Source organism: Nocardiopsis sp. CC223A, from assembly GCF_030766825.1.
Taxonomy (GTDB): Bacteria; Actinomycetota; Actinomycetes; order Streptosporangiales; family Streptosporangiaceae; genus Nocardiopsis.
Map to the genome: position 1 here is coordinate 134,110 of NZ_JASFDV010000002.1, position 26,763 is coordinate 160,872.

At 72.7% G+C, this 26,763-nt stretch carries 23 protein-coding genes; 15 read left to right on the forward strand and 8 right to left on the reverse strand.

Annotated features, from left to right (window positions below):
• Positions 1–70 precede the first annotated feature (70 nt).
• A complete protein-coding gene (gene nucS, locus QJS33_RS01675; protein ID WP_306366027.1) occupies positions 71–748 on the reverse strand; it encodes an endonuclease NucS in 678 nt (225 codons plus the stop codon).
• A 355-nt stretch (positions 749–1,103) separates the two neighbouring features.
• On the opposite strand from nucS, the gene QJS33_RS01680 reads away from it, so the two are divergent.
• From QJS33_RS01680 to QJS33_RS01690, 3 genes are all read left to right on the forward strand, one after another.
• Positions 1,104–2,315, forward strand: a complete 1,212-nt coding sequence (locus QJS33_RS01680; protein WP_306366028.1) for a 3-hydroxybutyryl-CoA dehydrogenase — start codon at positions 1,104–1,106, stop codon at positions 2,313–2,315.
• A gap of 82 nt (positions 2,316–2,397) precedes the next feature.
• A complete protein-coding gene (locus QJS33_RS01685; protein WP_306366029.1) occupies positions 2,398–2,727 on the forward strand; it encodes an ATP/GTP-binding protein in 330 nt (109 codons plus the stop codon).
• A gap of 33 nt (positions 2,728–2,760) precedes the next feature.
• Positions 2,761–3,501 carry an alpha/beta hydrolase gene (locus tag QJS33_RS01690; protein ID WP_306366030.1) on the forward strand — a complete coding sequence of 247 codons (741 nt, stop codon included), beginning with the start codon at positions 2,761–2,763 and terminating at the stop codon, positions 3,499–3,501.
• 85 nt (positions 3,502–3,586) lie between these two features.
• Here QJS33_RS01690 and QJS33_RS01695 read toward each other — a convergent pair whose 3' ends face one another.
• Positions 3,587–4,882: a DivIVA domain-containing protein gene (locus QJS33_RS01695; protein ID WP_306366031.1), complete on the reverse strand. Its 1,296-nt coding sequence runs from the start codon at positions 4,880–4,882 to the stop codon at positions 3,587–3,589.
• A gap of 443 nt (positions 4,883–5,325) precedes the next feature.
• Positions 5,326–5,784 carry a methylmalonyl-CoA epimerase gene (gene mce, locus QJS33_RS01700; RefSeq protein WP_306366032.1) on the reverse strand — a complete coding sequence of 153 codons (459 nt, stop codon included), beginning with the start codon at positions 5,782–5,784 and terminating at the stop codon, positions 5,326–5,328.
• An 86-nt stretch (positions 5,785–5,870) separates the two neighbouring features.
• Here mce and QJS33_RS01705 point away from each other — a divergent pair, with 86 nt between their 5' ends.
• Together QJS33_RS01705 and meaB are read left to right on the forward strand one after the other, a co-directional pair.
• The gene (locus tag QJS33_RS01705) at positions 5,871–7,058 is read left to right on the forward strand and encodes an acetyl-CoA C-acetyltransferase (protein ID WP_306366033.1); all 1,188 of its coding nucleotides are present in this window, start codon (positions 5,871–5,873) and stop codon (positions 7,056–7,058) included.
• Between the two features lie 314 nt (positions 7,059–7,372).
• Positions 7,373–8,317: a methylmalonyl Co-A mutase-associated GTPase MeaB gene (meaB, locus tag QJS33_RS01710; protein WP_306366034.1), complete on the forward strand. Its 945-nt coding sequence runs from the start codon at positions 7,373–7,375 to the stop codon at positions 8,315–8,317.
• On the opposite strand, the gene QJS33_RS01715 is transcribed toward meaB, so the two are convergent.
• Positions 8,314–9,126 carry an alpha/beta fold hydrolase gene (locus QJS33_RS01715; protein WP_306366035.1) on the reverse strand — a complete coding sequence of 271 codons (813 nt, stop codon included), beginning with the start codon at positions 9,124–9,126 and terminating at the stop codon, positions 8,314–8,316. The two genes, meaB and QJS33_RS01715, sit on opposite strands and share 4 nt — an antisense overlap.
• Positions 9,127–9,274: 148 nt before the next feature.
• Positions 9,275–11,215 (reverse strand): glycoside hydrolase family 18 chitinase, encoded by a 1,941-nt coding sequence (locus QJS33_RS01720; RefSeq protein WP_306366036.1) that lies wholly within the window; start codon positions 11,213–11,215, stop codon positions 9,275–9,277.
• A gap of 704 nt (positions 11,216–11,919) precedes the next feature.
• Between QJS33_RS01720 and QJS33_RS01725 the strand changes: the two genes are divergently transcribed.
• The 7 genes from QJS33_RS01725 to QJS33_RS01755 all read left to right on the forward strand — a co-directional run bounded on the left by QJS33_RS01725 (position 11,920) and on the right by QJS33_RS01755 (position 19,112).
• Positions 11,920–12,441: a MarR family winged helix-turn-helix transcriptional regulator gene (locus QJS33_RS01725; RefSeq protein WP_306366066.1), complete on the forward strand. Its 522-nt coding sequence runs from the start codon at positions 11,920–11,922 to the stop codon at positions 12,439–12,441.
• A 76-nt stretch (positions 12,442–12,517) separates the two neighbouring features.
• Entirely contained in the window at positions 12,518–14,245 is a 1,728-nt protein-coding gene (locus tag QJS33_RS01730; RefSeq protein WP_306366037.1) for a methylmalonyl-CoA mutase, read from the forward strand.
• A gap of 70 nt (positions 14,246–14,315) precedes the next feature.
• Positions 14,316–15,266: a tetratricopeptide repeat protein gene (locus tag QJS33_RS01735; protein WP_306366038.1), complete on the forward strand. Its 951-nt coding sequence runs from the start codon at positions 14,316–14,318 to the stop codon at positions 15,264–15,266.
• A gap of 487 nt (positions 15,267–15,753) precedes the next feature.
• Positions 15,754–16,455, forward strand: coding sequence for an AAA family ATPase (locus tag QJS33_RS01740; RefSeq protein ID WP_306366039.1), 702 nt, complete (start codon positions 15,754–15,756; stop codon positions 16,453–16,455).
• A 294-nt stretch (positions 16,456–16,749) separates the two neighbouring features.
• Entirely contained in the window at positions 16,750–18,165 is a 1,416-nt protein-coding gene (locus QJS33_RS01745; RefSeq protein ID WP_306366040.1) for an NAD-dependent malic enzyme, read from the forward strand.
• Positions 18,166–18,228: 63 nt separating this feature from the next.
• A complete protein-coding gene (locus QJS33_RS01750; RefSeq protein ID WP_306366041.1) occupies positions 18,229–18,810 on the forward strand; it encodes a YqgE/AlgH family protein in 582 nt (193 codons plus the stop codon).
• 59 nt (positions 18,811–18,869) lie between these two features.
• The gene (locus QJS33_RS01755; protein ID WP_073379644.1) at positions 18,870–19,112 is read left to right on the forward strand and encodes a DUF3039 domain-containing protein; all 243 of its coding nucleotides are present in this window, start codon (positions 18,870–18,872) and stop codon (positions 19,110–19,112) included.
• A 73-nt stretch (positions 19,113–19,185) separates the two neighbouring features.
• Here QJS33_RS01755 and QJS33_RS01760 read toward each other — a convergent pair whose 3' ends face one another.
• The 3 genes from QJS33_RS01760 to QJS33_RS01770 all read right to left on the reverse strand — a co-directional run bounded on the left by QJS33_RS01760 (position 19,186) and on the right by QJS33_RS01770 (position 23,447).
• A complete protein-coding gene (locus tag QJS33_RS01760; RefSeq protein WP_306366042.1) occupies positions 19,186–21,063 on the reverse strand; it encodes an HtaA domain-containing protein in 1,878 nt (625 codons plus the stop codon).
• A 114-nt stretch (positions 21,064–21,177) separates the two neighbouring features.
• Complete coding sequence (locus QJS33_RS01765; RefSeq protein ID WP_306366043.1) at positions 21,178–21,846, reverse strand: HtaA domain-containing protein; 669 nt, start codon at positions 21,844–21,846, stop codon at positions 21,178–21,180.
• Between the two features lie 125 nt (positions 21,847–21,971).
• The gene (locus tag QJS33_RS01770) at positions 21,972–23,447 is read right to left on the reverse strand and encodes an LPXTG cell wall anchor domain-containing protein (RefSeq protein ID WP_306366044.1); all 1,476 of its coding nucleotides are present in this window, start codon (positions 23,445–23,447) and stop codon (positions 21,972–21,974) included.
• Positions 23,448–23,684: 237 nt separating this feature from the next.
• Here QJS33_RS01770 and QJS33_RS01775 point away from each other — a divergent pair, with 237 nt between their 5' ends.
• Genes QJS33_RS01775 through QJS33_RS01785 form a run of 3 tightly spaced genes read left to right on the forward strand, consistent with a single transcriptional unit; the run spans position 23,685 to position 26,754 of the window.
• Complete coding sequence (locus tag QJS33_RS01775) at positions 23,685–24,776, forward strand: hemin ABC transporter substrate-binding protein (RefSeq protein ID WP_306366045.1); 1,092 nt, start codon at positions 23,685–23,687, stop codon at positions 24,774–24,776.
• Entirely contained in the window at positions 24,773–25,882 is a 1,110-nt protein-coding gene (locus QJS33_RS01780) for a FecCD family ABC transporter permease (protein WP_372339562.1), read from the forward strand. The genes QJS33_RS01775 and QJS33_RS01780 overlap by 4 nt, the downstream gene beginning before the upstream one ends.
• Positions 25,882–26,754, forward strand: a complete 873-nt coding sequence (locus tag QJS33_RS01785; protein WP_306366068.1) for a heme ABC transporter ATP-binding protein — start codon at positions 25,882–25,884, stop codon at positions 26,752–26,754. The genes QJS33_RS01780 and QJS33_RS01785 overlap by 1 nt, the downstream gene beginning before the upstream one ends.
• Positions 26,755–26,763: the final 9 nt, after the last annotated feature.

The following is a 26,763-nucleotide window of genomic DNA, read 5'->3' on the forward strand; positions in this document are numbered from 1 at the left end:
CTCCGAACAGGGCGGTGCCCACCTGCCGGCGGCTGCTGCCGTGGTCTCTACCGGGCCCGGCAGGGGCCCGTCAGAACAGGCGCAGGACGTCCGGCTCGATGCCGCGCAGTTCGTCGTAGTCCAGGACCACGCAGGTGATGCCGCGGTCCTCGGCGAGCACCCGCGCCTGCGGTTTGATCTCCTGGGCGGCGAAGACGCCCTTCACCGGCGCCAGCACCGGATCGCGGTTGAGCAGCTCCAGGTAGCGGGTGAGCTGCTCGACGCCGTCGATGTCGCCGCGGCGCTTCAGCTCCACGGCCACCGTGCGGCTCTCCCCGTCCCGGCACAGGATGTCCACCGGGCCGATCGCGGTCGGGTACTCGCGGCGGATGAGGGTGTAGCCCTCGCCGAGGGTGGTGATGTGCTCGGCCAGCAGCTCCTGGAGGTGGGCCTCCACACCGTCCTTCTGGAGGCCGGGGTCCTTGCCGAGTTCGTGGGAGGAGTCGTGCAGGACCTCCTCCACGGTCAGGACCAGCTTCTCACCGGACTTGCCGTGGGTGACGGTCCACAGGTCGGGGCCGTCCTCGACGGTCTCCTCGCGCAGCTTGCACGGGGGGTTCATCCAGTTGAGGGGCTTGAAGGCCCGGTCATCGGCATGGATGGACACACTCCCGTCGGCCTTGATGAGGATGAGCCGCGGGGCCATGGGCAGGTGGGCGGTGAGCCGGCCGACGTAGTCGACGCTGCACCGGGCGATGACGAGACGCACGAAACGTCACGTTACCGTCTCCGCGGCGTGCCCGGTGCGCGAACGCGGGAAGCCGGCGGGCGACCCGCCGGGACAGGTGGGGGCACCGTCCGGGCAAGGACTTTGTGGCCTCCGCGCCCCGTGACCGGAACGGGGCCGGGCGCCTAACCTCTCCAGAGAACGCGCGGTGCGGGCCGGGGCCGGCCCGCCAGGACGGACCGCGCGGGGACACCGGCCCGGCCGGAAGGGGGAAGGGCCGCCGCCGAGGTGAGGGCGGCGGCCCCGCCGGGCATGTCCCGACATCGTGTTACTCGTGAGTACGGGCAAGGGGGTCCCGGGGACGTCCGGGGTCCGCGGGCCGTCTAGGCTTGGCCTCATGGTGCAGGAATTCAAGAAGGTCGGTGTCGTCGGACTCGGCACGATGGGCGCGGGCATCGCCGAGGTGTTCGCCCGGGCCGGTTTCAACGTCATCGGGGTCGAGATCGACCAGGCCGCCCTCGACCGCGGCCGCGGCCACCTGGACAGGTCCCTCGGGCGCGCCGTCGCCAAGGGCAAGCTCACCGAGGAGGAGCGCTCCGCGATCGAGCAGCGCCTGACGTTCACCACGTCCCGCGAGGACCTGGCGGACGCGGACCTGGTCGTGGAGGCCGTCCCCGAACGGATGGACCTCAAGCGCGACGTCTTCGGCGACCTGGACCGGATCTGCAAGAGCGAGACGATCCTGGCGACCAACACCTCCTCGCTGTCGGTCACCGAGATCGCCGCCCTGACCGGGCGCCCGGAGAAGGTCGTCGGGCTGCACTTCTTCAACCCGGCCCCCGTCATGAAGCTGGCCGAGGTCATCACCACGGTCTCCACCTCCGCCGAGACCGCCGACGTCGTCACCGAGGTCGCCAAGCGCATCGGCAAGACCCCCATCACGGTCGGCGACCGCGCCGGGTTCGTCGCCAACGCGCTGCTGGTGCCCTACATCAACGACGCCGTCCGCCTCTACGAGCGCGGGATCGCCACCCGCGAGGAGATCGACGAGTCGGTCAAGAAGGCCGCCGGACTCCCCATGGGCCCGCTGGCCCTGGCCGACCTGGTCGGCATCGACGTCTGCCTGGCCGTCATGGACGTGCTGTGGGACGAGTACCGCGACCCGCGCTACGCCGCCACTCCGCTGCTGCGCCGCATGGTGGCCGCCGGCCACTACGGCCGCAAGGCGGGCAGGGGCTTCTACGCGGGCCGCGACGAGGCCCCCGAGCCGCTGCCCACCGGCCGCTACGCCGAGATGATCCGCGAGGAGGAGACCCTCGACCTGGGTGAGCTCCTCATCGCGCCGCAGATCGACGACGCCCTGCGGATGATCGGCGACGGTTACGCCACCGCCGAGGACGTCGACACCGCGATGCGCTTCGGCTGCGGCTACCCCAAGGGCCCGACCGAGCTGCTCGCCGAGCGCGGCGCCGAGTCCGTGGTCACCACCCTGGTCGCCATGGGCGAGTACGGGCTGACCACCATCGCCGTGCCCGCGCCGCTGCTCATGGACCGGCTGCCCGACACCCCGGAGGAGGAGGGCCACGGCGGCTGCGCCTGCCACGCCTGACGCTCCCCGAAGACCCCTGGTGGCCGTCGCCGCAGTAGACCTGTGACGACGGCCACCGCCGTTCTTCTCCTACCCTGGATGCGTGAGCCCGCGTCGCAACTCCTCCCGCCGTCAGTCCTCGCGCGGCGGCCGCACCCCCGGCGGCCCCCCGGACGAGGACGCCCTCATGCTGCGGATCACCGGCGGCCAGCGCCGGGAGACCGGCCCCGACGGCGAGTGGGTGACGCGCCGTATCCCCGGCTCCGCCGCGGTGAAGGCCTACCGCTGCCCCGGCTGCGCCCAGGAGATCCCCGCCGGTATGCCCCACGTCGTCGCCTGGCGCCCCTACGGCGACGGCGAGGACCGGCGGCACTGGCACTCCTCCTGCTGGGAGCGGCGCTCCCGGCGGGCTCCCCGCGCCCCCCGTCACTGAGCCCCGCCCCGCCGAGAACCGGACCGAGGAGCCATGGAGATCCGAGCCACCACGGTGCTGCCCGCCGTGCGACGTCCCATCACCCTGCACACCGCCGACGGCCTGGAGCTGGTCGGCGAACTGGCCCTGCCCGAGGGCGGCGACCCGGTCGCGACCCTGGTGTGCCTGCACCCGCTGCCCACCGCCGAGGGCATGATGGACAGCCACGTCCTGCGCAAGGCGTCGTTCCGGCTGCCCGCGCTGGCGAACATCGCGGTGCTGCGCTTCAACACGCGCGGCACCACCTCCCGCCACGGCACCAGCCAGGGCGAGTTCGGCGAGGGCGAGACCGAGCGGCACGACGTGCTGGCCGCCATCGAGTTCACCGAGTTCGAGGGGCTGCCGAACCCGTGGCTGCTGGGCTGGTCGTTCGGCACCGAGCTGGCCCTGAAGTGGGGCGCCGACCCACAGGTCGCGGGCGCGCTGCTGCTGTCGCCGCCGCTGCACCGGGCCACCGAGGCGGACCTGGAGAACTGGGCCGCCACCGGTAAGCCCGTGGTCGCCCTCGTGCCCGAACACGACGACTACCTGCGCCCGGAGCAGGCCCGGGAGCGGTTCAAGCCGCTCACCCAGGCCGAGATCATCGGCATCGACGGCGCCAAGCACCTGTGGGTGGGCGAACCGTACGTGCGCCGGGTCCTGGACGAGATCGTCCGGCGGGTCGCCCCCGCCGCGTACCCGCTGCCCACCGAGTGGGACGGCCCCTACGAGAAGGACGTCCAGCAGCCGGGCTGACCCCCGCGCGCACGAGGGCCCGTCCCCCCGAAGGCGGGGGACGGGCCCTCGTCAGGTCACCCGCGGCACGAGGACCGCGGATCGACTACTCCTGCCACCAGTCCTCGTCGTCGGCGCCCTTGCCGGAACGGGCCGGCTGCTTGGGCTCCTCGGCGGCCGGTGCGCCCTCGGCGATGGCCGGCGCGGGGGCCGGGGCCGCGACGGGCGCGGGGGCCGGGGCGGCGGGGGCGGCCGGCGCGGCACCGCCACCGAGCAGCTGGCGCAGCTGCTGCAGGTGCGACTGGATGCTGTCGCGCTGGCGGTTGAGCTCGTCGACCTCCTTCTTGGCGGCCGTCGTGGCGCGGTCGGCCTCGGCCTTGGCGTCGTTGACCATGTGCTCGGCCTTGGACTTGGCCTCCGCCTCGATCTGCGCGGCGTTCTTCTTGGCGTTGCCGACCAGCTGCTTGGCGTGGTTCTCCGCGTCGCGGCGGGTCTGCTCGGCCTGCTGGCTGGCCTGCTTGGCGTGGTGGTCGGCGCTGGCGGCGCGCTCCTCCGCCTCGGCGACCATCTTCTGGGTGGCGGCCTGCGCGGCGGCCAGGCGCTCGGCGTCCTGGCGCTCGGCCTCGGCGCGCCGGTCGGCCAGCTGCAACTCGAACTGGTCCTCCAGCTCGGTGCGGCGGGCCTCGGACTCGGCGTAGGCGCGCTCGGCGTTCTTGCGCAGCTCCTCGGCCTGGCTCTTGGCGGCCTGGATCGTCTCGTCGCGCTCGCGCTTGGCCGCGGCGCGGGCCTGGGCGCACTCACGCTCGGTGGTGGTGCGCAGCTTGGCGATCTCGCCCTCGAAGGTCGCCCGCTTCTCGGCGATCTCGTGGTCGACCGCGGCCCGCTTCTTCTGGACCTCGCGCTCGGTGGTGGAGGACAGCTCGTCGGCCCGGCGGCGGGCGCTGGTGGAGATCTCCTCGGCCTCGGCCTCGGCGCTCTGGCGCATCTCGTCGGCCTCGCGCTGGGCGAGGGTGCGCACCTCGGTGGCCTCGGACTCGGCGGCGGCCCGCATCTCGGCGGCCTCGATCTTGGCGGCCGAGCGGATGTCGTTGGCGTCGATCTGGGCGCTCTGGACCAGCTCTGAGGCCTGCTCCTCGGCCAGGCGCAGCAGCTGCTCGATCCGCGAGCCCAGACCGGCGTAGGTGGGGCGCTCGCGCTCCTGGAGCTGGCGGTTCTTCGCGTTGAGCTCGGCCTTGTACTTCTCGGCCTGCTTGCCGGCCGCCTTGACCTCGTTGCGCAGGCCCTCCAGGTAGTCCGACACCTGGGTACGGTCGTAGCCGCGCAACACCACGTCGAATTCGGGCGGGGTGTTGTCCTCGTCGAAGATGTTGTTGAGTTGGGTGTCGATGTTGTTTGACGGCATGTGGCGGAATCCTGAACGGGTGCGAGACGGCTATTTGTGAACGGCCGGGGACCGCATTGGTGGGCGGTGGTCGGGACCCCGGGGACGGGCTTGCTCTCCGGTCCGATCCGCGGACGCGGGTGTGACCGACGCGGCGGGTCGCGACCGGTTCCTCGACCATCGCCGACGCCGTCGGTGCGTTCCGTGCGTACCGGCCCGCCGCGGCGCGAGGGTTGGGTGGCGCGGCCGACCCGGTCCACCGGATCACAGGACGTGGACCTGACGACCGGAGATTCACATCCGGTGGCCAACCGACTTTATCAAGCGGGGAACCCCTGGGAAGAGGGTTTCGGGTAACTTCCGGTGGGGTTTGCGGTGGCTTCCGCGACCGGCGCACAAGATGTGATGTGTCCGGAACGCCCCCGTGACGTCGGAGGGCGGCGGGACCCCCGGGGACCGCGGTGTCAGTGGGTGCTCTGTACCAGTTCGGTGAGCACGCCCCCGCAGTCCTTCGGGTGCAGGAACACGATCTGCGACCCGGCGGTGCCCCGCCGCGGCGCGGCGTCCAGGACGCGCACGCCCCTGCCGCCGACCTCCGCCGCCGCGGCGGCCACGTCCCCGGTGCCGAACGCGATGTGATGCACGCCCTCCCCGTTGCGTGCGAGGAACTTCGCCACCGGGGAGTCCGGCCGGGTCGGTTCCAGCAGTTGCAGATACGTGGCACCGCCGTCGTCCGTGCCGTTGATCCGGAGCATCGCCTCGCGCACCCCCTGTTCCTCGTTGACCTCCTCGTGCTCCACCTCGAACCCGTAGGTGGACCGGTAGAACTCGATCGCGGCGTCCAGGTCGCGGCAGGCTATGCCGACGTGGTCCAGACGGGTGAGACCGGAGAAGGGGACGGCGCGATCAGGGACGTTGCTCAACGTGTGAACCTCTCGATGGCGGCCAACGGCTGTGTGGGTATCGTTGCAGACCAGGTGCGTCACCGATCACTTGGAGGCCAGTTACCATGCCCGGTTCCGTCATCGTCGGTGGGGCTCGTACCCCCACCGGACGACTCCTCGGCTCCCTCGCCGGGTTCTCCGCCGTCGACCTGGGCGGCTTCGCGATCAAGGGCGCGCTCGACAGCGCCGGGATCAACGGCGACCAGGTCGAGTACGTGGTCATGGGCCAGGTGCTCCAGGCCGGCGTCGGCCAGATCCCCTCCCGACAGGCCGCGGTCAAGGCCGGGATCCCCATGAACGTCCCGTCGGTCACCGTCAACAAGGTGTGCCTGTCGGGCCTGGACGCCATCGCCCTGGCCGACCAGCTCATCGGCGCGGGCGAGTTCGACATCGTGGTCGCGGGCGGCATGGAGTCCATGACCAACGCCCCGCACCTGCTGCCCAAGTCCCGGCACGGGTACAAGTACGGCTCCATCGAGGTCCTGGACGCCACCGCGCACGACGGCCTCACCGACGCCTTCGAGGGCGACTCCATGGGCGCCTCCACCGAGCGGCACAACGGCAAGCTCGGCATCGGCCGCGAGGAGCAGGACGAGTTCGCCGCCCGGTCGCACCAGCGCGCCGCCGCGGCCGCCGAGAAGGGCCTCTTCGACGCGGAGATCGTCCCGGTCCAGATCCCGCAGCGCAAGGGCGACCCGGTCGTGTTCTCGCACGACGAGGGCGTCCGCCCCGGCACCACCACCGAGAGCCTGGGCAGGCTGCGCCCGGCCTTCGACCGCGACGGCACCATCACCGCCGGGTCCTCCTCGCAGATCTCCGACGGCGCCGCCGCCGTCGTGGTGATGAGCCGGGCCAAGGCCGAGGAGCTGGGCCTGCCGGTCCTCGCCGAGATCGGCGCGCACGGCAACGTCGCGGGCCCGGACAACTCCCTGCACTCCCAGCCCTCCAACGCGATCCGGCACGCGCTGGGCAAGGCGGGCAGGGAGGTCGCCGACCTCGACCTCATCGAGATCAACGAGGCCTTCGCCGCGGTCGGCATCCAGTCCATGAAGGACCTGGGCGTGTCCGCCGACATCGTCAACGTCAACGGCGGCGCCATCGCCCTGGGCCACCCGATCGGTGCCTCCGGCGCCCGGATCGCCCTGCACCTGGTCCACGAGCTGCGCCGCCGCGGCGGCGGGCTGGGCGCGGCCGCGCTGTGCGGCGGCGGCGGCCAGGGCGACGCGCTGCTGTTCTCGGTGCCCGCCGAATAGGGCGCGACCCGCCGCCGGGAGGGCGCGCACCGGGAGACTCCCGCGCCGTGCCCTCCCCGGGCCCTGGCCTCCCCGCCCGTCGCCCGCCACCGCCCTCGACGGGCGGCCCGGCGGCGGACGGTCCCTCCCGGCCCGTGGGCGCTCGCGCGTCGGTCCCGGCGGCCCGGGGCTCCTCGCAGAAAATAGTCATTCCCCACCGTGTCCCCGGGGCCGACCGGCCCCGCACGGAGTCACGACGCACCTGGAGCGGCGGGGCGGCGGTCACGAGCCGCCGCCCCGCCGCCGCGCAGCCGGCTGCGCATGGAAGGAGCCGCATGGACACCCCCCGACTGGTCGAGAAGCTGCTGCGGGGCGACCGCCGGGCCCTGGCCCGCGCGATCACCCTGGTGGAGAACGGCTCCCCGGAACTGCGCGAGATCATGGCGGGGCTGGCCCCGCACACCGGCCGCGCCCGGATCATCGGCTTCACCGGGTCGCCCGGCGTGGGCAAGTCCACGACCACCAACGCGGTGGTGCGCGCCGCCCGGGCCCGCGGCCTGAGCGTGGCCGTGCTGGCGGTGGACCCCTCGTCCCCGTTCACCGGCGGGGCGCTGCTGGGCGACCGGGTCCGCATGCAGGAGCACGCCACCGACCCGGGCGTGTACATCAGGTCCATGGCCAACCGGGGCCACCTGGGCGGGCTGTCCTGGGCGGCCCCGCACGCCCTGCGGGTGCTGGACGCCGCCGGGTTCGACGTGGTGCTGGTGGAGACCGTCGGCGTCGGCCAGGCCGAGGTGGAGATCGCCGGGCAGGCCGACACCACCGTGGTGCTGTGCGCCCCGGGCATGGGCGACTCCGTGCAGGCCGCCAAGGCGGGCGTGCTGGAGGTCGCCGACGTGTTCGCGGTCAACAAGGCCGACCGGGAGGGGGCCAAGTCCACCCTGCGCGAGCTGCGCCAGATGGTCGCGATGAAGGACCGCGCCGACGACGAGTGGAAGCCGCCGATCGTCATGATGGTCGCCGTCCGCGACGAGGGCGTGGACGAGCTGTGGGAGCGCCTGGACGCGCACTTCGCGCACCTGGGGTCCGCTGGCGGGCTCGCCGAGCGGCGCCGCCGCCGCGCCCGGGAGGAGGTGCAGGCCATCGTGCTGGACCTGCTGCGCTCCCGGATCGGGGTGGGCGACGACGGCGTCCTGGAGTCCGCGGCCCGCGACGTCGCCGAGGGCCGCCGCGACCCCTACGCCGCCGCCGACCTGGTCATCAAGGAGCTGGGCGCCTAACCGAGCGTGCGCAGCAGCACCTCGGCGAAGCCGGCGGGGTCGTCGGCGAACCCGCCGTGTCCGCCGGGGAACGTCACCGGGTCCGTTCCCAGGCGCTTGGCCAGCTCCCGGGAGGTGCGGTCGGTGAGCAGGGGGCCGGACTCGGCGCCGAGTCCGACGACGACCCGCACCGGGCCTGCGCGCAGCGCGTCGGTGTCGGGCACGTACCGGGTGGTGCCCCGCAGTTCGTGGACGAAGAAGCGGCGGGCGTCCGCGAGGTCCTGCTCGCCGGGCTCCTGCTCCGGGCCGCCCGGCCCCTCCCCGCCCTCCTCGGGCATCGGGAACCCGGCGTTGGCCATGAACGCCCCGAACGCGGCCCCCACCCCGTCCCGGTGGTAGGTCCCGATGATCGCCTCGGTGGCCGCGCGCTGCTCGGCGGCGTCGGGCAGCAGCTCCAGCACCGGCGGCTCGTGCGCGACGACGGTGCCGAACCGGCCCGGGTGGAGCGCGGCCGCGGCCAGCGTGGTGACCGCCCCGCCGCTGGAGCCCAGGACGTCGGCCCGCTCCGCACCGAGCGCGTCCAACAGGGCGACCAGGTCGTCGGCGCGCAGCTCCGGGGTGGAGTCCTGCTCGGGGTCGTCCAAGGGGCTGCGGCCGATGCCGCGCGGGTCGTGGGTGACCACGGTCCGGTCGGCGGCCAGCACGTCGGCGACCGGGGCGAACTCGTGGGCGGCCATCGGCGCCCCGCTCAGGACGAGCACCGGGCCGTTGCCGCGGATCTCGTAGTACAGCGTGCCGTCGGGGGTCTTCACGGTGTGCGACTCGGGCATGGGAAGTCCTCTCGTTCGGGTCTCACCGGTACGGACCCGGCGGCCCCGTGGAAATCATCGCCCGGCCGGAACATTTCTCCGGGACGCACGGGAACGGCGGCGCCCCGGCACGGGGCGCCGCCGTCGGAGGCGGCCGGAGGCCGGCGGATCAGCCCAGCGTCGTGTGGATCGCGTTCATGAGCGAGGCGTTCGCGTCATCGCCGTCGATGGACCAGATCATCACGCCGCCCAGACCGCGGTCCACCGCCCACTGCGTCTTCTGGGCGATGGCGATCTCGTCGTCGTAGGTCCAGAACGTGCTGCCGTTGTACAGCCACGCGGTTCCGGAGGCGTCGTCGCGGTACAGGTCGTACCCGGTCAGGTTCTTGATGACCTTCCAGTCGTCGATCCCCTGCTCGTAGGTGCCGGGCGCGGGGCCGGTGGCCGTCTGGAACAGGCCGTCGCCGTTCGGTCCCGGGTCGACGCCGGTCCAGCCGCGGCTGTAGAAGGGCACGCCCAGGACCATGTCGGCCGGGTCCACACCCAGTTCCAGGTAGCGGTCGACGGCCACCTCGCCCGCGAAGATCCGCGGGCCGGGGTCGCCGGGGGTGACCAGCAGGTTGGACTGGTGGTTGGTGTTGTCCTCCCAGGCGCCGTGGTAGTCGTAGCCCTGCACCGTGATGAAGTCGAAGTTCGGCATGAGGGCGTCCATCTCGAAGCCCAGGTCGATCTTGTCCGGGTCGGCGGGCAGGAACGCGGTCAGCTCGAACTCGCGGTCGGTCTCGGCCTCCAGGGCGTCGAGCTGGTCGCGGAACTCCTGGACCAGGGCGGTGAAGTTCTCCCGGTCCTCGGGGCGGACCGTGTTGTGCTCGTGGCCCTCGGAGGCGGGCCACTCCCAGTCGAGGTCGATGCCGTCGAACACGCCGTAGGCGGAGCCGACGCCGCCCGCGCCGTCGAAGACCGGCAGGTTGCCCCGCAGGTACTGGTCGATGCAGGACGACACCATGCGCTCACGCGACTCGGGGGTCAGGGCCGCGTCGGAGAAGTGCTCCGACCAGGTCCAGCCGCCGAGGGAGATGTTGACCTTCAGGTGCGGGTGCTTCTCCTTGAGTTCGAGCAGCTGGTTGAAGTTGCCGCGCAGGTCCTGGCTCCACACGTCGCCGACGCCGTCGACGCTCTGGTCGGCGGTGAAGGAGCGGCCGTAGTCGGCCCAGGCGTCGCCCTGGCCGAGCTGGTTGGCCATGAAGCACTCGCCGTTGGCGTTGATGTTGCCGAACGAGTAGTTGATGTGCGTCAGCTTCTCGGCGGTGCCCGAGGTGTCCAGGTTCCGCACCAGGTAGCCGCGGTCGTAGATGCCCCACTGGGTGAAGTAGGCGACCCGGCGGTCCTGCGGGGTCGGGACGGTGACCTCGTCGTCGGTGGTGGCCGTCACCGCGTTGCTCTCCGGACCGCGGTTGTTGGAGGTGTCGTAGGCCCGCACGGTGAAGCCGTACTCGGTCTGCGGGGTCAGCCCGGTCACGGTGGCGCTGGTCCCGGTGACGGCGCGGACGACCTCGCCGCCGGAGACCACCTCGTAGCCGGCGACCTCCACGTTGTCGGTGGCGGCGGTCCAGCTCAGGTCCACCGTGTTGGGGCCGGTCCCGGTGACGGTGAGCCCGGTGGGGGCCGTGGGGGCCTCGGTGTCGGGCTCGCCCGGCTCACCGGAGCAGGGGGCGCCGTTGACGGTGCAGTTCAGCGGTGTGGTGTCGGCCCCGGCGGTGCTGGTGCCGTTGAACCCGATCGAGTAGGCGCCGCCCGCGGGGACGGGACCGCCCCACGAGGGCGGGGTCAGGGTGTAGGAGTCCCCGGACCGGTTCATCGTGGCGTTCCACAGGCTGGTGACGGCGGTGCCCGAGGGCAGGTCGAACTCGATCGTCCAGTCGTCCAGCGCCGTGGTCCCGGCGTTGTCGATGGTGATCTGGCCGCCGTAGCCGGTGCCCCAGTTGCCGGTCTCGACGTAGGTGACGGTGACGTCGGAGGCCGCTGCCGCGGCCGCGGTGGGGGAGAGGGACAGGGGGATGAGCAGTACGGCTGCGACCAGTGCCGCGAGCCGGGATCGTCGTGCTCTCACTTCGGTGCTCCTGAGTGCGTGAGCGGGAGGTGGGGGAGTCGCCGTCCGGTGGCCCCGTCGGGGCGGACCGGTGGACGACGGCGGGTGTGCGCCCGAGGAGTCGCGTGTCGTGGAGTCGGGGAGGGGGCGGGGGAGCGCGGGACATGGCGGGCCTCCGGTGGAGGGGCGGGGTGTGCGAGAAGGAAGGAGGCCGGTGCGAACCGTCGCACATCGGTCCGCACCGGCCGTGGCGGCGGTGCTCCCCGGATCAGAGCACCGACGCCGTCCGGTTCCCGGTCGGCGGGGGAGGGGCCGAGGGCTCCGCCGACCGGGAGGTTCTAGGGGTGGTCCGCCCGCGGGGCCGCGGCGCGGATCGCCGCGATCCGGTTCCTGAAGGGTCGTGTTCTCACGTCGTGGATCTCCTGCTATCGGGGGGTTGCAGGGCCCGGGGGCCTGACCAGGGAAGATAAATTTTTAGGAAACTTAACTAATAATTACGGGGGGCGTCAACGGTCCGCGTCGAAGTTTTCGGCGGCCGGTGACTCTCCGATGCCGGTCCGATGCGGATCTTTCGAGATGACCGGCCGTACCAGTGGCCCCCGAGATCGGTTGTCCCCTTGTGGCCACGCCAAAGCATTGACCTGTGCGCAATGTGATGCTAAGCGCACAAACCGTAGGGCGCGGGGCTCCGGTCGGACCCATAGAGTGGCGGCGTGGGAAACCCTTTGAACCTTCCGTTCGACCCGATCGAACGCGCGCACGACAACTGGACGCGGAGATGGGGCCCCTCGCCCGCGATGGCCGCCGTCACCTCGGTCATGCGGGCGCAGCAGATCCTCATCGGTGAGCTGGACGGCGCCCTCAAGCCGTTCGGCCTCACCTTCGCCCGCTACGAGGCGCTGGTCCTGCTCACCTTCAGCACCTCCGGGTCGCTGCCGCTGGGCAAGATCGGCGAGCGCCTCATGGTCCACCCGACCAGCGTCACCAACACCATCGACCGGCTGGAGGGGCAGGGCTTCGTGCTCCGCCGCCCCAACCCCAGCGACGGCCGCGGCGTGCTGGCGGAGATCACCGACGCCGGCCGCGAGGTCACCGAGCGGGCCACCCGGGTCCTGCTCGACCTGGACTTTGGCCTGGGCTGCTACTCCGACGAGGAGCTGTGGGACATGCACCGCATGTTCACCCGGCTGCGCGTCGACTTCGGGGACTTCCCCGAGCCGGTGGCCGGGGCCGCCGAGGGGCGCTGAACCCGGTCCGTGGATCCGCGCGGTGCCGTGGGTCCCCCTCCTGTACATATTTAGTTGGACGTCCTACTATCCAGGTATGGCGAACACCACGAACGGCACCAACGGCGGCGGTGCCGAGGACATCGAGGCCGGACGCGAGCGCTGGCAGCGCCGCTACGATGCCGCGCGCAAGCGCGACGCCGACTTCACCTCCCTGTCCGGACGCACACTGCGACCCGTGTACGGGCCGCCCCCCGGCTCGGAGGTCCCCGGGTTCGAGCGCATCGGCTGGCCCGGCGAGTTCCCCTTCACCCGCGGGCTGTACCCCACCGGCTACCGCGGCCGCGCCTGGACCATCCGCCAGTTCGCCGGGTTCGGAAACGCGCGCCAGACCAACGAGCGCTACAAGATGATCCTCGCCTCCGGCGGCGGCGGGCTCTCGGTCGCCTTCGACATGCCCACCCTCATGGGCCACGACTCCGACTCCCCGCACGCGCTGGGCGAGGTCGGGCACTGCGGTGTGGCCATCGACTCGGTGGCCGACATGGACCTGCTCTTCGACGGCATCCCGCTGGGCGGGACCACCACATCCATGACCATCAGCGGCCCGGCGGTCCCCGCGTTCTGCATGTACCTGGTGGCCGCCGAGCGCCAGGGCGTGGACATCGGCACCCTCAACGGCACGCTCCAGACCGACATCTTCAAGGAGTACATCGCCCAGAAGGAGTGGCTGTACCCGCCCGAGCCGCAGCTGCGCCTCATCGGCGACCTCATGGAGTACTGCGCCGAGAACATCCCCGCCTACAAGCCGCTGTCGGTGTCGGGCTATCACATCCGCGAGGCCGGGGCCACGGCCGCCCAGGAGCTGGCCTACACCCTCGCCGACGGGTTCGGCTACGTGGAGCTGGGGCTGTCCCGGGGCCTGGACATCGACTCGTTCGCGCCCGGGCTGTCGTTCTTCTTCGACGCCCACATCGACTTCTTCGAGGAGATCGCCAAGTTCCGCGCCGCCCGCCGGATCTGGGCCCGCTGGATGCGCGACGTGTACGGCGCGAAGAGCGAGAAGTCCCAGTGGCTGCGGTTCCACACCCAGACCGCCGGGGTCTCCCTCACCGCCCAGCAGCCCTACAACAACGTGGTGCGCACCGCGGTCGAGGCGCTCGCCGCCGTCCTGGGCGGCACCAACTCGCTGCACACCAACGCCCTGGACGAGACCCTGGCCCTGCCCACCGAGCAGGCCGCCGAGATCGCCCTGCGCACCCAGGCGGTGCTCATGGAGGAGACCGGGGTGGTCAACGTCGCCGACCCGCTGGGCGGCTCCTGGTACCTGGAGGCGCTCACCGACGAGATCGAGGCCGAGGCCGAGCAGATCTTCGCGCACATCAAGCGGATGGGCGGCGGGGACGGTGCCGAGCACACGATCGGCCCGATGACCTCGGGCATCCTGGCCGGGATCGAGAACGGCTACTTCTCCTCCGAGATCGCCGAGTCCGCGTTCCAGTACCAGCAGGCGCTGGAGAAGGGCGACAAGCGCATCGTCGGCGTCAACTCCCACACGCCCACGGTCTCCGGCGAGCTGGACATCCTGCGCATCGGCCACGAGGTGGAGCACGAGCAGCGCCGGGTGCTCGCCGAGCGGCGCGCGGCCCGCGACGGCGCCGCGGTGGACAGGGCCCTGGCCGCCCTGCTGGAGGGCGTGCGTGCCGGGGACCGCAATCTCGTTCCGCTGATCATGGACGCCGCCCGCGCCGAGGCCACGCTCGGTGAGATCTGCGCGACCATGGGCGAGGAGTTCGGAACCTACACCGAGGCGCCGCGCTTCTGAGATCGGACCGGACGGGGCGCGGACCGGTTCTCGGTCCGCGTCCTTTCCGCGCATACGGCAGGATGGACACATGCAGCCTTCGGACTTTTCCCCGAACAGTGCCGTCGACCTCGGTGCGCGCAAGGCGGCCATGGAACGCGAGGCCAAGCAGCGCGCCGCGGAGTCGGCGGGTCGATCCAACCCCTATGCCGTGAACGTCGACGAGGCCAACTTCCAGGCACAGGTCCTGGAGCGGTCCATGACCGCCCCGGTGGTCCTGGCCGTCCTCGCCGGCTGGTCCGAGCAGTCCAAGCAGGTCGAGGACGCCCTGGACAAGCTCTCCGCGGCCTCCGGCGGCAACTGGTTCCTCGCCAAGGTCGACGGCGAGGCCAGCCCCCAGCTCGTGCAGGCGCTGCGGGTGCCGACCGCCCCGATGATCATCGTCGTCGTGCAGGGCCAGCTCCTGCCCGGCCCGGCGGGCCCGGTCCCCGAGGACCAGCTCACCGCCTGGCTGACCGAGGCCTTCGCCGCGCTCAAGGAGCAGGGCGCCCTGCCGCCCGGCCACCCCGGCACCCTGTTCGGCGAGGGCGGCCCGGAGCAGGCCGAGACCGCCGTCCCGGAGACGGACCTGCGCCCCATCGACGCCGAGGCGCAGCAGGCCCTGGACCGGGAGGACTTCGAGGCAGCCGAGGCGGTCTACGCCAAGGCGGTCGAGGCCGACCCCAAGGACACCGAGTCCAAGAGCAAGCTCGCCCAGGTCCGGCTGGTCCGGCGGCTGCGCGCGGTGGACATGAACGCCGTGCGCAAGGCCGCCGCCGACGACCCGCAGGACGTGGCGGCCCAGCTGGCCGTCGCGGACCTGGACATGTACGGCGGCAAGTTCGAGGACGCCTTCGACCGGCTCATCGCGGTGGTCAAGCGGACCTCGGACGAGGACCGCGAGGCCGTCCGCGCCCGTCTGCTGGAGCTGTTCGACCTGCTGCCCCCGGGCGACAAGGCGGTGGCCTCCGCTCGGCGGCGGCTCACCTCCGCCCTGTTCTAGGGCGTGTCCGGCGGATGCCTTCGTGCGGATCGGCGCTCGTGCCGAAGGACACGGGCGGCCGCCGGGCGATCTCTCGCAGGACGACCGGCGAGGTGCCCCTACTGTGCCCTGCTGCGCAGGCTCCGCGGTGTCGCACAGCGGGGGCCCGCCCGGGTTCGGCCGGCCGAACCCGGGCGGCGCGGCGAGAGGCGGCCCGGCGGCTCCGCGGAGACACCGCGCCGAAGGCGTCCGCTGAGGGTGGCGGTGGGTGACGGGCGGGCGGAGTGATCCGTCGAACACGCCCTGGGGGAGGGAGGCGAAATCCGGTCGTCGTGAAGATACCGCTGTGCGGAAATCGGAATTATTACTCACCGGTAGACGGACAAAGCGGTAAAACCACCCCTTCTTTCCGGGTTTCCGGCCCGGGAGGGTAGGGAGCGGCCGACGGCGGGTACAACCCTGCCACCGCGGGCCTCCCGGCCCGCCCGGTCCTCCCGGCAGGTGTCCCATGACGAGCAGACCGCCCCGCCCCGTCGTCACGATCTCGGCGACCTACGGCGCGGGCGGCGCCGCCATCGGCCCCGCGGTCGCCGCCGCCCTCGGCGTGGTCTTCCTGGACCGGGCGGTGCCCGGCGCCGTCGCCGGCCGGATCGGCTGCTCCCTCGACGAGGCCCTGCAACACGACGACCGCTCGCCCGGCGGGCTGGAACGCCTCCTCGCCGGGGCCGCGCGGTTGCCCACCGTCACCCTGGGCAGCGTCGACACCGCCTTCATCGGCACCGTCAACGAGGAGGGGCGGCTGCTCTACGACCACGAGTTCGTCGAGCACACCGAGCAGGTGATCGGTGAGGTCGCGCACACCGGCGGGGTCGTCCTGGGCCGGGCCGGGGCCATCGTCCTGGCCGACCACCCCACCGCCCTGCACGTACGGCTCGACGGCGACCCCGAGGCGCGGCTGCGCCGGGCCCGCGAGCTGTGGGAGTCCGGGGACGCCGACGGCCGCGATGCCGCGGGCGGACCGCCCACCGCGCGGGTCCGCGACGACAACGACCGGGCCCGGGCCGCCTACGTCCGCCGCTTCTACCGCGCCGACGCCGCCTCGCCGCGGCACTACCACATGGTGCTCGACGGCACCGTCCTCTCGCCGCGGGCGTGTGCCGACGTCATCGTCCGGGCGGCCCGCGACCGGACCGCCGGGAAGACTCCCTGAACCCTCGGCGTTATCGTGATGCCGCCCCGCGGCGCCATCTCGAAGCTCGCGTGAAATTCATTGATTTTTCACGGAAGCGATAATTGTCGGCTTGTGCTGACTCCAGTGGCTTGACTCGGGTAGGGTGAGGCGACTCTGTCGCGAAACCCCCGAACGCGAGCCGAGGTCCGCCGCGATGCCGCCCCAGGGGGGTACCGCACACATCCGATGCCCCGCAGCGCATCAACGCCGCCGCGCCAGGGGACGTCCGCACGTCCGGACACAGAAGCACCGGCACCACCCGAGGAGCACTACGTGGCCACCCTTCCCAGCGTTTCGTATTCCATCACCGTCCGCCTCGAACTGGACGCGGGGAGCACGGCCGTGGGTGGTCTCACCAACGCGGTCGAGCGCGTGGGGGGCATGATCACGGCGCTGGACGTGGCCGCCGCCGGACACGAGCGCATCCGCATCGACGTCACCTGCGCCGCCCGTGACACCGAGCACGCCCAGGCCATCGTCGACGCCCTGGGCGCCGTCGAGGGCGTCACCGTGCACAAGGTCAGCGACCGGACCTTCCTCATGCACCTGGGCGGCAAGATCGAGATGAAGTCCAAGGTGCCGCTGCGCAACCGCGACGAGCTCTCGATGGCCTACACCCCCGGCGTCGCCCGCGTCTCCCAGGCGATCGCCGCCAACAAGGACGACGCCCGCCGCCTCACCATCAAGCGCAACAGCGTCGCCGTCGTCACCGACGGCTCCGCCGTCCTGGGCCTGGGCAACATCGGCCCCGAGGCCGCCATGCCCGTCATGGAGGGCAAGGCGGCCCTCTTCAAACGCTTCGCCGACATCGACGCCTGGCCCATCGCCCTGGACACCCAGGACGTCGACGAGATCGTCCGCACCGTGCAGCTGATCGCCCCCGGCTTCGGCGGCATCAACCTGGAGGACATCTCCGCGCCCCGCTGCTTCGAGGTCGAGGCCCGCCTGCGCGGGCTGCTGGACATCCCCGTCTTCCACGACGACCAGCACGGCACCGCCATCGTCGTGCTCGCCGCCCTGCGCAACGCCCTGCGCGTCGTCGGCAAGAAGCTCGACGGGGTCCGCATCGCCATGTCCGGCGCGGGCGCGGCCGGGACCGCCATCCTCAAGCTGCTCATGCACGCCGGGGCCCGCGACGTGATCGTCAGCGACATCCACGGCGCCGTGCACACCGGGCGCGGCGAGGAGATGGACCCCAACCTGCGCTGGATCGCGGAGAACACCAACCAGGGCGGCTACTCCGGCGACCTCAAGGGCGCCGTGGCCGGGGCCGACGTGTTCATCGGCGTCTCCGCCCCCAACCTGCTGTCGGGCGAGGACATCGCCGAGATGAACGACGACGCGATCATCTTCGCGCTGGCCAACCCCGACCCCGAGGTCGACCCGGACGTGGCCCGCCTGCACGCCGCCGTCGTCGCCACCGGCCGCAGCGACCACCCCAACCAGATCAACAACGTGCTGGTCTTCCCCGGGTTCTTCCGCGGCCTGCTCGACGCCCAGAGCCACCACGTCACCTCCGACATGATGGTCGCCGCCGCCGAGGCCCTGGCCGACGTGGTCACCGAGGACGAGCTCGGCCCCAACTACATCATCCCGAGCGTGTTCCACGCGGACCTGTCGACGCACGTGGCCACGGCCGTCCGCGAGGTCGCCCAGCGGGGCCACAGGAACGACCGCGACCGCGTCTGACGTACCCTTCCGGAACGGGTCCCGGCGCGGGTCCCGGACCCGTTCCGGGGTATGGGGTGTGGCATGGACCAGCCGACGATGACCGGGCGGCTCCTCGTGGCCGCCCCGGTGCTCCAAGAGGACTCCTTCCGCCGCTCGGTGGTGTTCGTCGTGGACGACACCCCCGAGGGCACCCTCGGTGTGATCCTCAACCGGCCGCTCGAACTGCCCGTGGCCGAAGTGGTCATCGACTGGGGCCGGCTGGCCAGCGAGCCCGCCGTCATGTTCTCCGGCGGCCCGGTCGGCGCCGGCTCGGGCATCGCGCTGGGCGCGCGGGGACCGGACGGGCCGCCGCCCGGCTGGTCCCCTCTGGAAGGATTGGACCCCGCCTCGGGTTTGACGGGTATCGGCGTGGTCGACCTGGACGACCCCGCACCGGCGCAGGGCACCGCCCTGGGCGGCTTCCGCGTCTTCGCCGGGTACGCCGGGTGGGGCGCGGGACAACTGGCCGGGGAGATCGACGAAGGCGCGTGGTACGTCCTGGACGCGGTCGCGGCCGACGTGTTCACCACCGACCCCGAGGGGCTGTGGTCGCGGGTGCTGCGCCGCCAGGGCGGCGACCTGGCGCTGCTGTCGACCTACCCGGACGATCCCACCATGAACTGAGGGCGGCCCGGGACGCGGCACCCTATACCGTGGAACGCAGACTTCGAAAGGTGAGAACGATGTCGATGGACGTCCTCAACAAGGTCCTGCCGGACAGTGAGACCAAGCCGGACACTTCGCACGACGGTGGGGACCGTGAGCGGTTCTCCCACTACGTCCAGAAGGACAAGATCACGGAGAGCGCCGTCACCGGCAACCCCGTGATCGCCCTGTGCGGCAAGGTCTGGGTGCCCAACCGGGACCCGAAGAAGTTCCCGGTCTGCCCCGAGTGCAAGAAGATCTACGAAGAGATGATGGCCTGACCCCGGCCGTCCCCGCGACGCGAAGGGCCCTGGTGCACGGCACCAGGGCCCTCGTCACGGGTTGCCGGGAGGGTCAGGACCCGGGGTTCTCGTCCCCGTCGGCCCCGGCGTCGGCCGGGCGGCGCCGGGACGCGGCGATGGCCACGCCGCCCGCGCCGACGGCCACCGCGGCGGCCGCGATCAGCCCGGCCACGGCGACACCGGTGTTCGGCAGGCCCCCGCCGTCGCCATCGCCGTCACCGTCGCCTCCGCCGTCACCGTCGCCTCCGCCGTCGCCCCCGCCGTCACCGCCGCCGGGCACGTCGACGTCCTCGTCGACGCTGACGGTCAGCGTGATCGGGTCGAGCTCCTCGCCCTCGGCGTAGAAGTCCGCGAAGGCGGGCACGCCGTCGGCGGTCAGGGTCGCCGGGATCGGCTCCCAGGCGAGCACGCCGTCGGTCAGGTCGTACTGCACGCCGGACAGGTCGAGGTCGGCGAACGCGACGTCGTCGTAGGTGACCAGCTCGGCGTCGTCCAGCGACTTGCTGACGACGTCGGCGTAGAGGGTGCCCTCGCCGCCGTCGATGACCACGCGCGGGTCCTCGACCGTCATGTACAGCAGCGGGTCGTCGTCGCCGTAGACGTGGCCCTGGAACAGGACGGTGCCCTCGAACCCGATCTCGGCGGTGGCCGCCTCCAGGTCGACCTCGCCCGAGCCGTCGGTGAAGGCGAAGGTGCCGTCGTCGTTACGGCTCGCGCCGTCCCGGGTCTCGATCGTGCCCTTGGCGATGGAGCCCACGATGTAGTTGCGGAACGACTCCCGCACGCCCCAGTCGGCGCGGCCGTTCCGGACGGTCAGCGGCCCCTCGGGGTCGGTCGGGTCCGTCGGCTCCTCGGTCGGCTCCTCGTCACCGGCGAAGGAGATCGGCGTCCACACGTCCTGGTCGCGGTTGGCCAGGTCGTTGCGGTCGTTGAAGACGGCGACGTAGCACTGCGTCTCAAGGCAGTCGTAGTCGCTGCCGCTCTTGCTGAAGGCGCCCACGACGTCGAGCGGGGTGCTGAAGGCGCCCTGCGCGTCCGGCGCGGTGTCACCGCGCAGCCACACGCCCGAGCCGTACCAGTGCGCCGGGTAGGAGTCCTCGGACCGCGGGATCGCGGTGAGCGCGACGTAGACGCCCGCGCCCGGCCGGAAACCGGTGCCCGAGACGGTGACGACGTCGCCCTCGGCGTCCAGGCCGGCGGCCGGGTCGACGGTGACCCGGGGGTCGTGCACCGGGTCGGGGTCCTCCCCGGCGTCGTCGATGCCCGCGGTGAAGGACAGCGCGTCCATCGGGGCGCCCGCGGTGTAGAAGCCCGCGAACGCCTCGACGGCCTCCTCGCGCAGGGAGCCCCCGGTGGAGGTGAAGACCAGGTCCTCGTCCTGGACGTCGACCTCGACGCCGGTCAGGTCGGCGACCGGGACCTCGCCGTACTCGACCAGGTCGCCCGGCGGGTTGTTCGGGTTCGCGCCGAGGAACTCGCGGCTGGTGACGTCGGCGTACACCGTGGCGGTGCCGTCCTCGAACACCACGCGCGGGTCGGCGACCCGGACCTCCAGAACGGGCCCCTGGCCGTAGTCGTGGCCGGTGAAGACGACGGTCCCGGCGAAGCTCACATCACCGGAGGCGTCCTCCTTGGAGACCGCGCCGCCCGCCGTCGGGAAGTCGATCGGACCCTCGCCCGACTCGGTGGCGCCGTCGGAGGTCTCGTAGCCGCCGTTGGCGATGGGGCCCGAGACGTAGTTGCGGAAGGACTCCTTGACGCCCCAGGCGGCGGAGCCGCCGGAGAGCGGGAGCACCTCGTCGGCGGAGGCGGTGGGGGCGCTCGCCACGGCGAGCGCGCCGCCCAGTGCCGCCACACCCGCGTACGCGGTGAGGGAGCGCAGGGCGCGGCGGACCCTCCCGCGCGTGCCGCTGCTGGTCGTGCTGGTCATGGGATTCTTCGGTTCCAATCGTGAGGGGGATGGTGTCGGGGGTCCGGCGGCGGGGGACGGACAGGCCCGGGCGGAGTGGGAGCCACGGGCCCGCCCGTCCCCGGATCGCGACGCCTAGGAGAGGTCGGTGGTGAAGGAGATCGGGTCCATCTCGGTGCCCGCGTCGTAGAAGCCGGCGAACGGCTCGACGGCGTCGGGGTGCAGGGTGCCGCCGGTGGACGTGAAGTCGATCTCGGTGCCGGTGACGTCGATGCCGACGCCGGTCAGTTCGGTGACCGCGACCTCGCCGTACTCGATCAGGTCGCCCGGGGGCAGGAAGGGGTTCGCACCGTGGAACTCGCGGCTGGTGACGTCGGCGTACACCGTGCCGGTGTCGCCGTCGAACTCCACCCGCGGGTCGGAGATGCGGATCTCCAGGACCGGGCCCTGGCCGTAGTCGTGGCCGGTGAAGACCACGGTGCCGGAGAACTCCACCTCGCCGGAGATGAAGAAGGCGTCGTCGACGTCCCCGCCCGCGGTGGGGAAGTCGACCAGGCCGTCGCTCAGCTTCGTGGCGCCGTCGGAGGTCTCGTAGCCGCCGTTGGCGATGATGCCGGAGACGTAGTTGCGGAAGGACTCCTTGACGCCCCAGGCGGCGGAGCCGCCGGAGACCGGTGCCGCGGAGGCGGCGGGGGCGGAGACCGCGATGAGGCCCGCGGCCAGGGCGGTGACGGCCGAGGCCGAGGTGAGCGTGCGCAGGACACGGCGGCCCGGGGCGGCGCCGCGAGTGGTCGTGAGGGTCATGGTTCGTCGATTCCCATCGTCGGAAGGAGACGGTGACCGTTCCCGGGGATCCGGGGGCGGGGCGGCGGATGTGGAGCCCGTGGGCCCGTGCCGGGGCACGGGCCCGTCATGGAGAGTGGGGTCTGTCAGGCCGCGGCCTCACCGGGGACGTCGTCCCCGGCGCCGCGGCGGCGGCGCGTCGCGAAGAGGGCGAAGGCACCGGTCGCGGTCGCCACGGCGGCGGCCAGGACCAGGACGGTCAGGTCGGTGCCGGTTCGGGGCAGGTCGGTGATCGGGCCCGAGCCCGAGCCGCCGCTGCCGGAGCCACCGGAACCCGTGCCGCCGGAACCGGATCCGCCGTCACCACCCGAGCCGGTGTCCCCGGAGCCGGTGTCCGGGCCACCCGAACCACCCGAGCCGCCCGAGCCGCCCGAGCCGAACGTCACCGGGACGAACACGTCCTGGCTGCGGTCGCTGGACCGGGTGTGGTCGTTGCGGGTGACCACGGCGCACTCGACGCCGGCGGCGTTGCAGTCGGTGCTGCCGTCGTCGGCCTTCACCGTGATCTGCACGCTGAAGCCGCCGTCGGTGCCGGAGCCGTCGTAGGGGACGGCCAGGCCCTCGCCGTAGGGCGGCGGATTGCTGGAGATCCAGGCGGAGGCACCGCCGGAACCGTCCATGTCCACCCCGCCGATGCACGGCGTCGGAGCCTGCGTCGAGCTCGCGGAGGCGGTGTCGCACAGCGCCACGTAGATGCCCTTGGCGGTGTCGTAACCGGTGCCGGTGACCGTGACGGTCTCCCCGTCGGGGTCGAGGCCGTCGGTCTTGGACACCGTGATCCGGGGATCTCCCGGTTCCCGGGGCAGGGGTGCCCGCGGCGCACCGGCCTGGGTCTGCGGAGTGGTCCGCGGCCGCGATTCCGGAGCCGGGGCGGTCTCGGGCGCCGCGAACGTGACCGGGACCCGGCCCACGACGGCGGCGGCCGCAGGGGTCGCCGGGACCGCGACGGGGGCGCTCATCCCCGCGCCGGGCGCTGCGGCCAGATCCTCCGCGGGATCGGTCGGGCCGTCGGCCGGGGCGCCGCCGCCCCAGGTGCCGGTGACCGGCTCGGAGCCCTCGGAGTCCTCAGAGCCCTCGGAGTCCTCGGGGGACTCCACCTCGACGAGGCGGATCTCGAAGGCGTCCGCGGCCGCGTCCAGCCCGGCCTCGGCGGCGAACCCGGCGCCGGTGACGAAGGTGGCGCTGAAGGTGCCGCGCCCGCCGACCTCGACCGTCACCGCGTTCTCGGTGTCGGCGACGGCCTCCTCCTCGGTCTCCGCGGCCTCTCCGGTGTCGGCGGGTTCGGTCGGAACGGCGAGGGTCGCGATCTCGATGACGGATCCGGGGGTGTGGCCGGCCCCGGAGACGGTGACGGTGTCACCTTCGGGGTCCAGTCCCTCGGTCCGGTCGACGGTGGTGATCCGGGGGTGTCCGGTCTCCTCCTGCCGGGGAGCCGGTTCTGCGTGCGCCGCCGCGGGCAGCGCGGTGGAGATCAGTACCGCGGCCGCGGCGACGGCCAGGGGAGGGAGGGACCCGCCCCGGCGCCGCCCGGTGATCGGGCGGGGGGAAACCGCTGCTTGCATCAGGGGCCTTCGGGGTTCGTGCGGGCCCGGTTCGGGTGGTGACCCGCGTGACATGCGGATTTCAAGTTAGGTTACGCTTACCTTGGCGAAGTGAGCCTTACCTAACCTGGCGTCCGCGACCGGAACAGTTGAACACCGGACCATCGGACTTGTCAAGATGGTGACAAGGTGTCGTATAAAGGTCGGTGTCGTTCCCCCGGCGACCCCGACCCCCGGCCCGACCCGAAAGCGATCCCCATGTCCCTCGCCGACCCCCGTTCCCGTACACGCGCCCGGCGCGGGGCCCGGGCACTCGCCGCGGCCTGCGCCCTCGCACTCGCCCTCGCCGGCTGCTCGGGCGGTACCGGAGCCCCGGACGACACCGCCTCCGGCGGCGCCGGGGAGATCCCCGAACTCGCCGAGAACCGCCTCCAGCCCCTGGAGGAGGAGTTCGTCGAGCAACTGCCGGTGACCGTCGACTCCGTCGTGCTCGACCCCTACCGCACCAGCGCCGACCCCCTGGAGTACGAGCAGGTCGAGGTCGCCGACACCTCGCGGATCCTGCCCCTCACCGGCGGCCTGGCCGAGATCGTCTTCACCCTGGGCCTGGGCGACCGGGTCGTGGGCCGCGACGTCGCCGCCACCTTCGACGAGGCCGCCGACCTGCCCGTCGTCACCAGCGGGCACGAGGTCTCCGCCGAGAGCGTCCTTGCCCTGGAGCCCACGGTGATCCTCGCCGACACCCAGACCGGGCCGCCCGAGGCCATCGAGCAGATCCAGCGCTCGGGCATCCCCGTGGTCATCGTCGAGGAGGCCTGGTCCTTCGACGAGATGTACCCGCGCTTCGAACGCGTCGCCCGGGCCCTGGGCGTCCCCGCCGCGGGCACCGCCCTGGTCGAGCGCACACAGACCCAGATGGCCGACGTCCGCGAGGACTCCGCCGAGGCCGTCGGCTCCCCCCTGGTCGCCTTCCTCTACCTGCGCGGCACCGCCGGGGTGTACCTCATCGGCGGACCCGGCTCCGGGGCCGACGCCATGCTCGCCGAGGTCGGCGCCCGCGACGCCGGGGTCGAGATGGGCCTGACCGAGCCCTTCACACCCATCACCGGCGAAGCCCTCATCGCGGCCCAGCCCGATGTGATCCTGGTCATGACCAAGGGGCTGGAATCGGTCGGCGGCGTCGACGGCCTCGTCGAGATCCCCGGCGTCGCCCAGACACCCGCCGGCCGGGACCGCGCCGTCATCGACTTCGAGGACGGGGTGCTGCTCAACTTCGGCCCCCGCACCCCGCAGGTCATCGCCGCCCTGGCCGAGGAGCTGTCCGAGGTCGCGGCAGGGGAGGGCTCGTGACCGCCACCGAGGCGCCGGCGGCGGAACGGGGGGAGGAGGAGGCCGCCCCGCTCCGGACCGGCCGGGCCCGGCACCGCCTGCGCGCCGGCCTGCTGCTCGGCGGCCTGACCGCCGGCCTGGTCGTCGTCTCCGTCGTCGCCGCCGGGATCGGCGCCTACCAGATCCCCGCCGGGCAGGTCACCGCCTCGGTCCTGGACGCCCTCGGCATCAGGACCGCGGGCCCCCTGCCCGACCGGGTCGCCCACACCGTCCTGTGGGACGTGCGGTTCCCCCGCGTGGTGCTCGCCGTCACGGTGGGGGCCGCCCTGGGCGTGGCCGGGGCCATGATGCAGGGCATCTTCGGCAACCCCCTGGCCGAACCCGGTGTCATCGGCGTCTCCTCCGGGGCGGCCGTCGGCGCCATCGTCGTCATCTTCACCGGGGCCACCGTCCTGGGCCACTGGACGATCATCGCGTCGTCGTTCGTGTTCGGCCTGGCCACCACCCTGTTCGTGTACGTGTTCGCGCGCTCGCGCGGGCGCACCGAGGTCGTCACCCTGCTGCTCACCGGCATCGCCGTCAACGCCATCGCCGGGGCCGCCATCGGCCTGATGACCAACTTCTCCCAGGACGCCGAGATCCAGACCATCGCCTTCTGGCAGCTGGGCAGTGTGGCCACCGCCACCTGGTCCAAGGTCGCCGCGATCGTGCCCTGCCTGGTCGCCGGGATGATCGTCATCCCGATCCACGCGCGCCGCCTGGACCTGCTCTCCCTGGGCGAGGGGCCGGCCCGCCACCTGGGTGTGGACGTGGAGCGCATGCGCCTGGTCCTCATCACCGCCCTGGCCCTGCTCACCTCGGCGGCGGTGGCCTTCGCCGGGATCGTGGCGTTCATCGGCCTGGTCGTCCCGCACATCGTCCGGATGGTCACCGGGCCCGGGCACCGCGTGCTGCTGCCGGCCAGCGCCCTGGGCGGCGGCCTGCTGCTGCTCGCCGCCGACCTGCTGGCCCGCACCGTGGCCGCCCCCGCCGAGATCCCCCTGGGCGTGGTCACCTCCGCCATCGGCGGACCGTTCTTCTTCTACCTCCTCTACCGCACCCGCGCCAAGCAGGGAGGCTGGTCGTGATCCCCACCCTTCGACGGCGGGCCCGGGCCGTCCTCGCCCCCCTGTCCCGGCCGCCCGCGCGGCCCGAACCCGTCGCCGTCGGCGACCCCGTGCTGCGCGCCGAGGGCGTCACCGTCCGCCGGGGCGGGCGCACCCTCCTGGACGGGGTGGACCTCACCGTCCGCGCCGGGGAGCTGGTGGCGCTGGTCGGCCCCAACGGCGCCGGCAAGTCCACGCTGCTGGCCGCCGTGTCCGGCGACCTCGCCGCGACCGCGGAGCGGGGCGGCGCCGACGGCGGCCGTATCGACCTCTTCGGCCGCGAACTCGGCGCGTGGACCCCGCCCGAACTCGCCCTGCGCCGCGCCGTCCTGCCCCAGGAGGCCGCGGTCGGCTTCCCGTTCTCCGTCGCCGAACTGGTCGCCATGGGACGCGCCCCCTGGGCCGGGCTCGGCGACCCCGGCGAGGACGACGGGATCGTCGCCGCCGCCATGGAGGGCACCGGCGTCTCCCACCTGGCCGACCGCCGCTTCCCGACCCTGTCGGGCGGCGAGCGGGCCCGCGTGATGCTCGCCCGGGTCCTGGCCCAGGACACCCCGCTGCTCATGCTCGACGAGCCCACCGCCGCCCTGGACGTCCACCACCAGGAACTCGTGCTGGGCATCGCGTGTTCACTCGCCGAACGCGGCGGTGCGGTTATCGTGGTCCTGCACGATTTGGGTCTTGCGGCGGCCTACGCCCACCGTGTGGCGATACTCTCCCAGGGACGGATCGCCGCGCAGGGTCCCCCCACCGAGGTGTTCACCGCGTCCCTGCTCAGCGCCGTCTACCGGCACGAGGTCGAGGTCCTGCCGCACCCGAGGACCGGGACCCCGCTGGTCGTGCCCCTCCGGTAGGTCCACGGA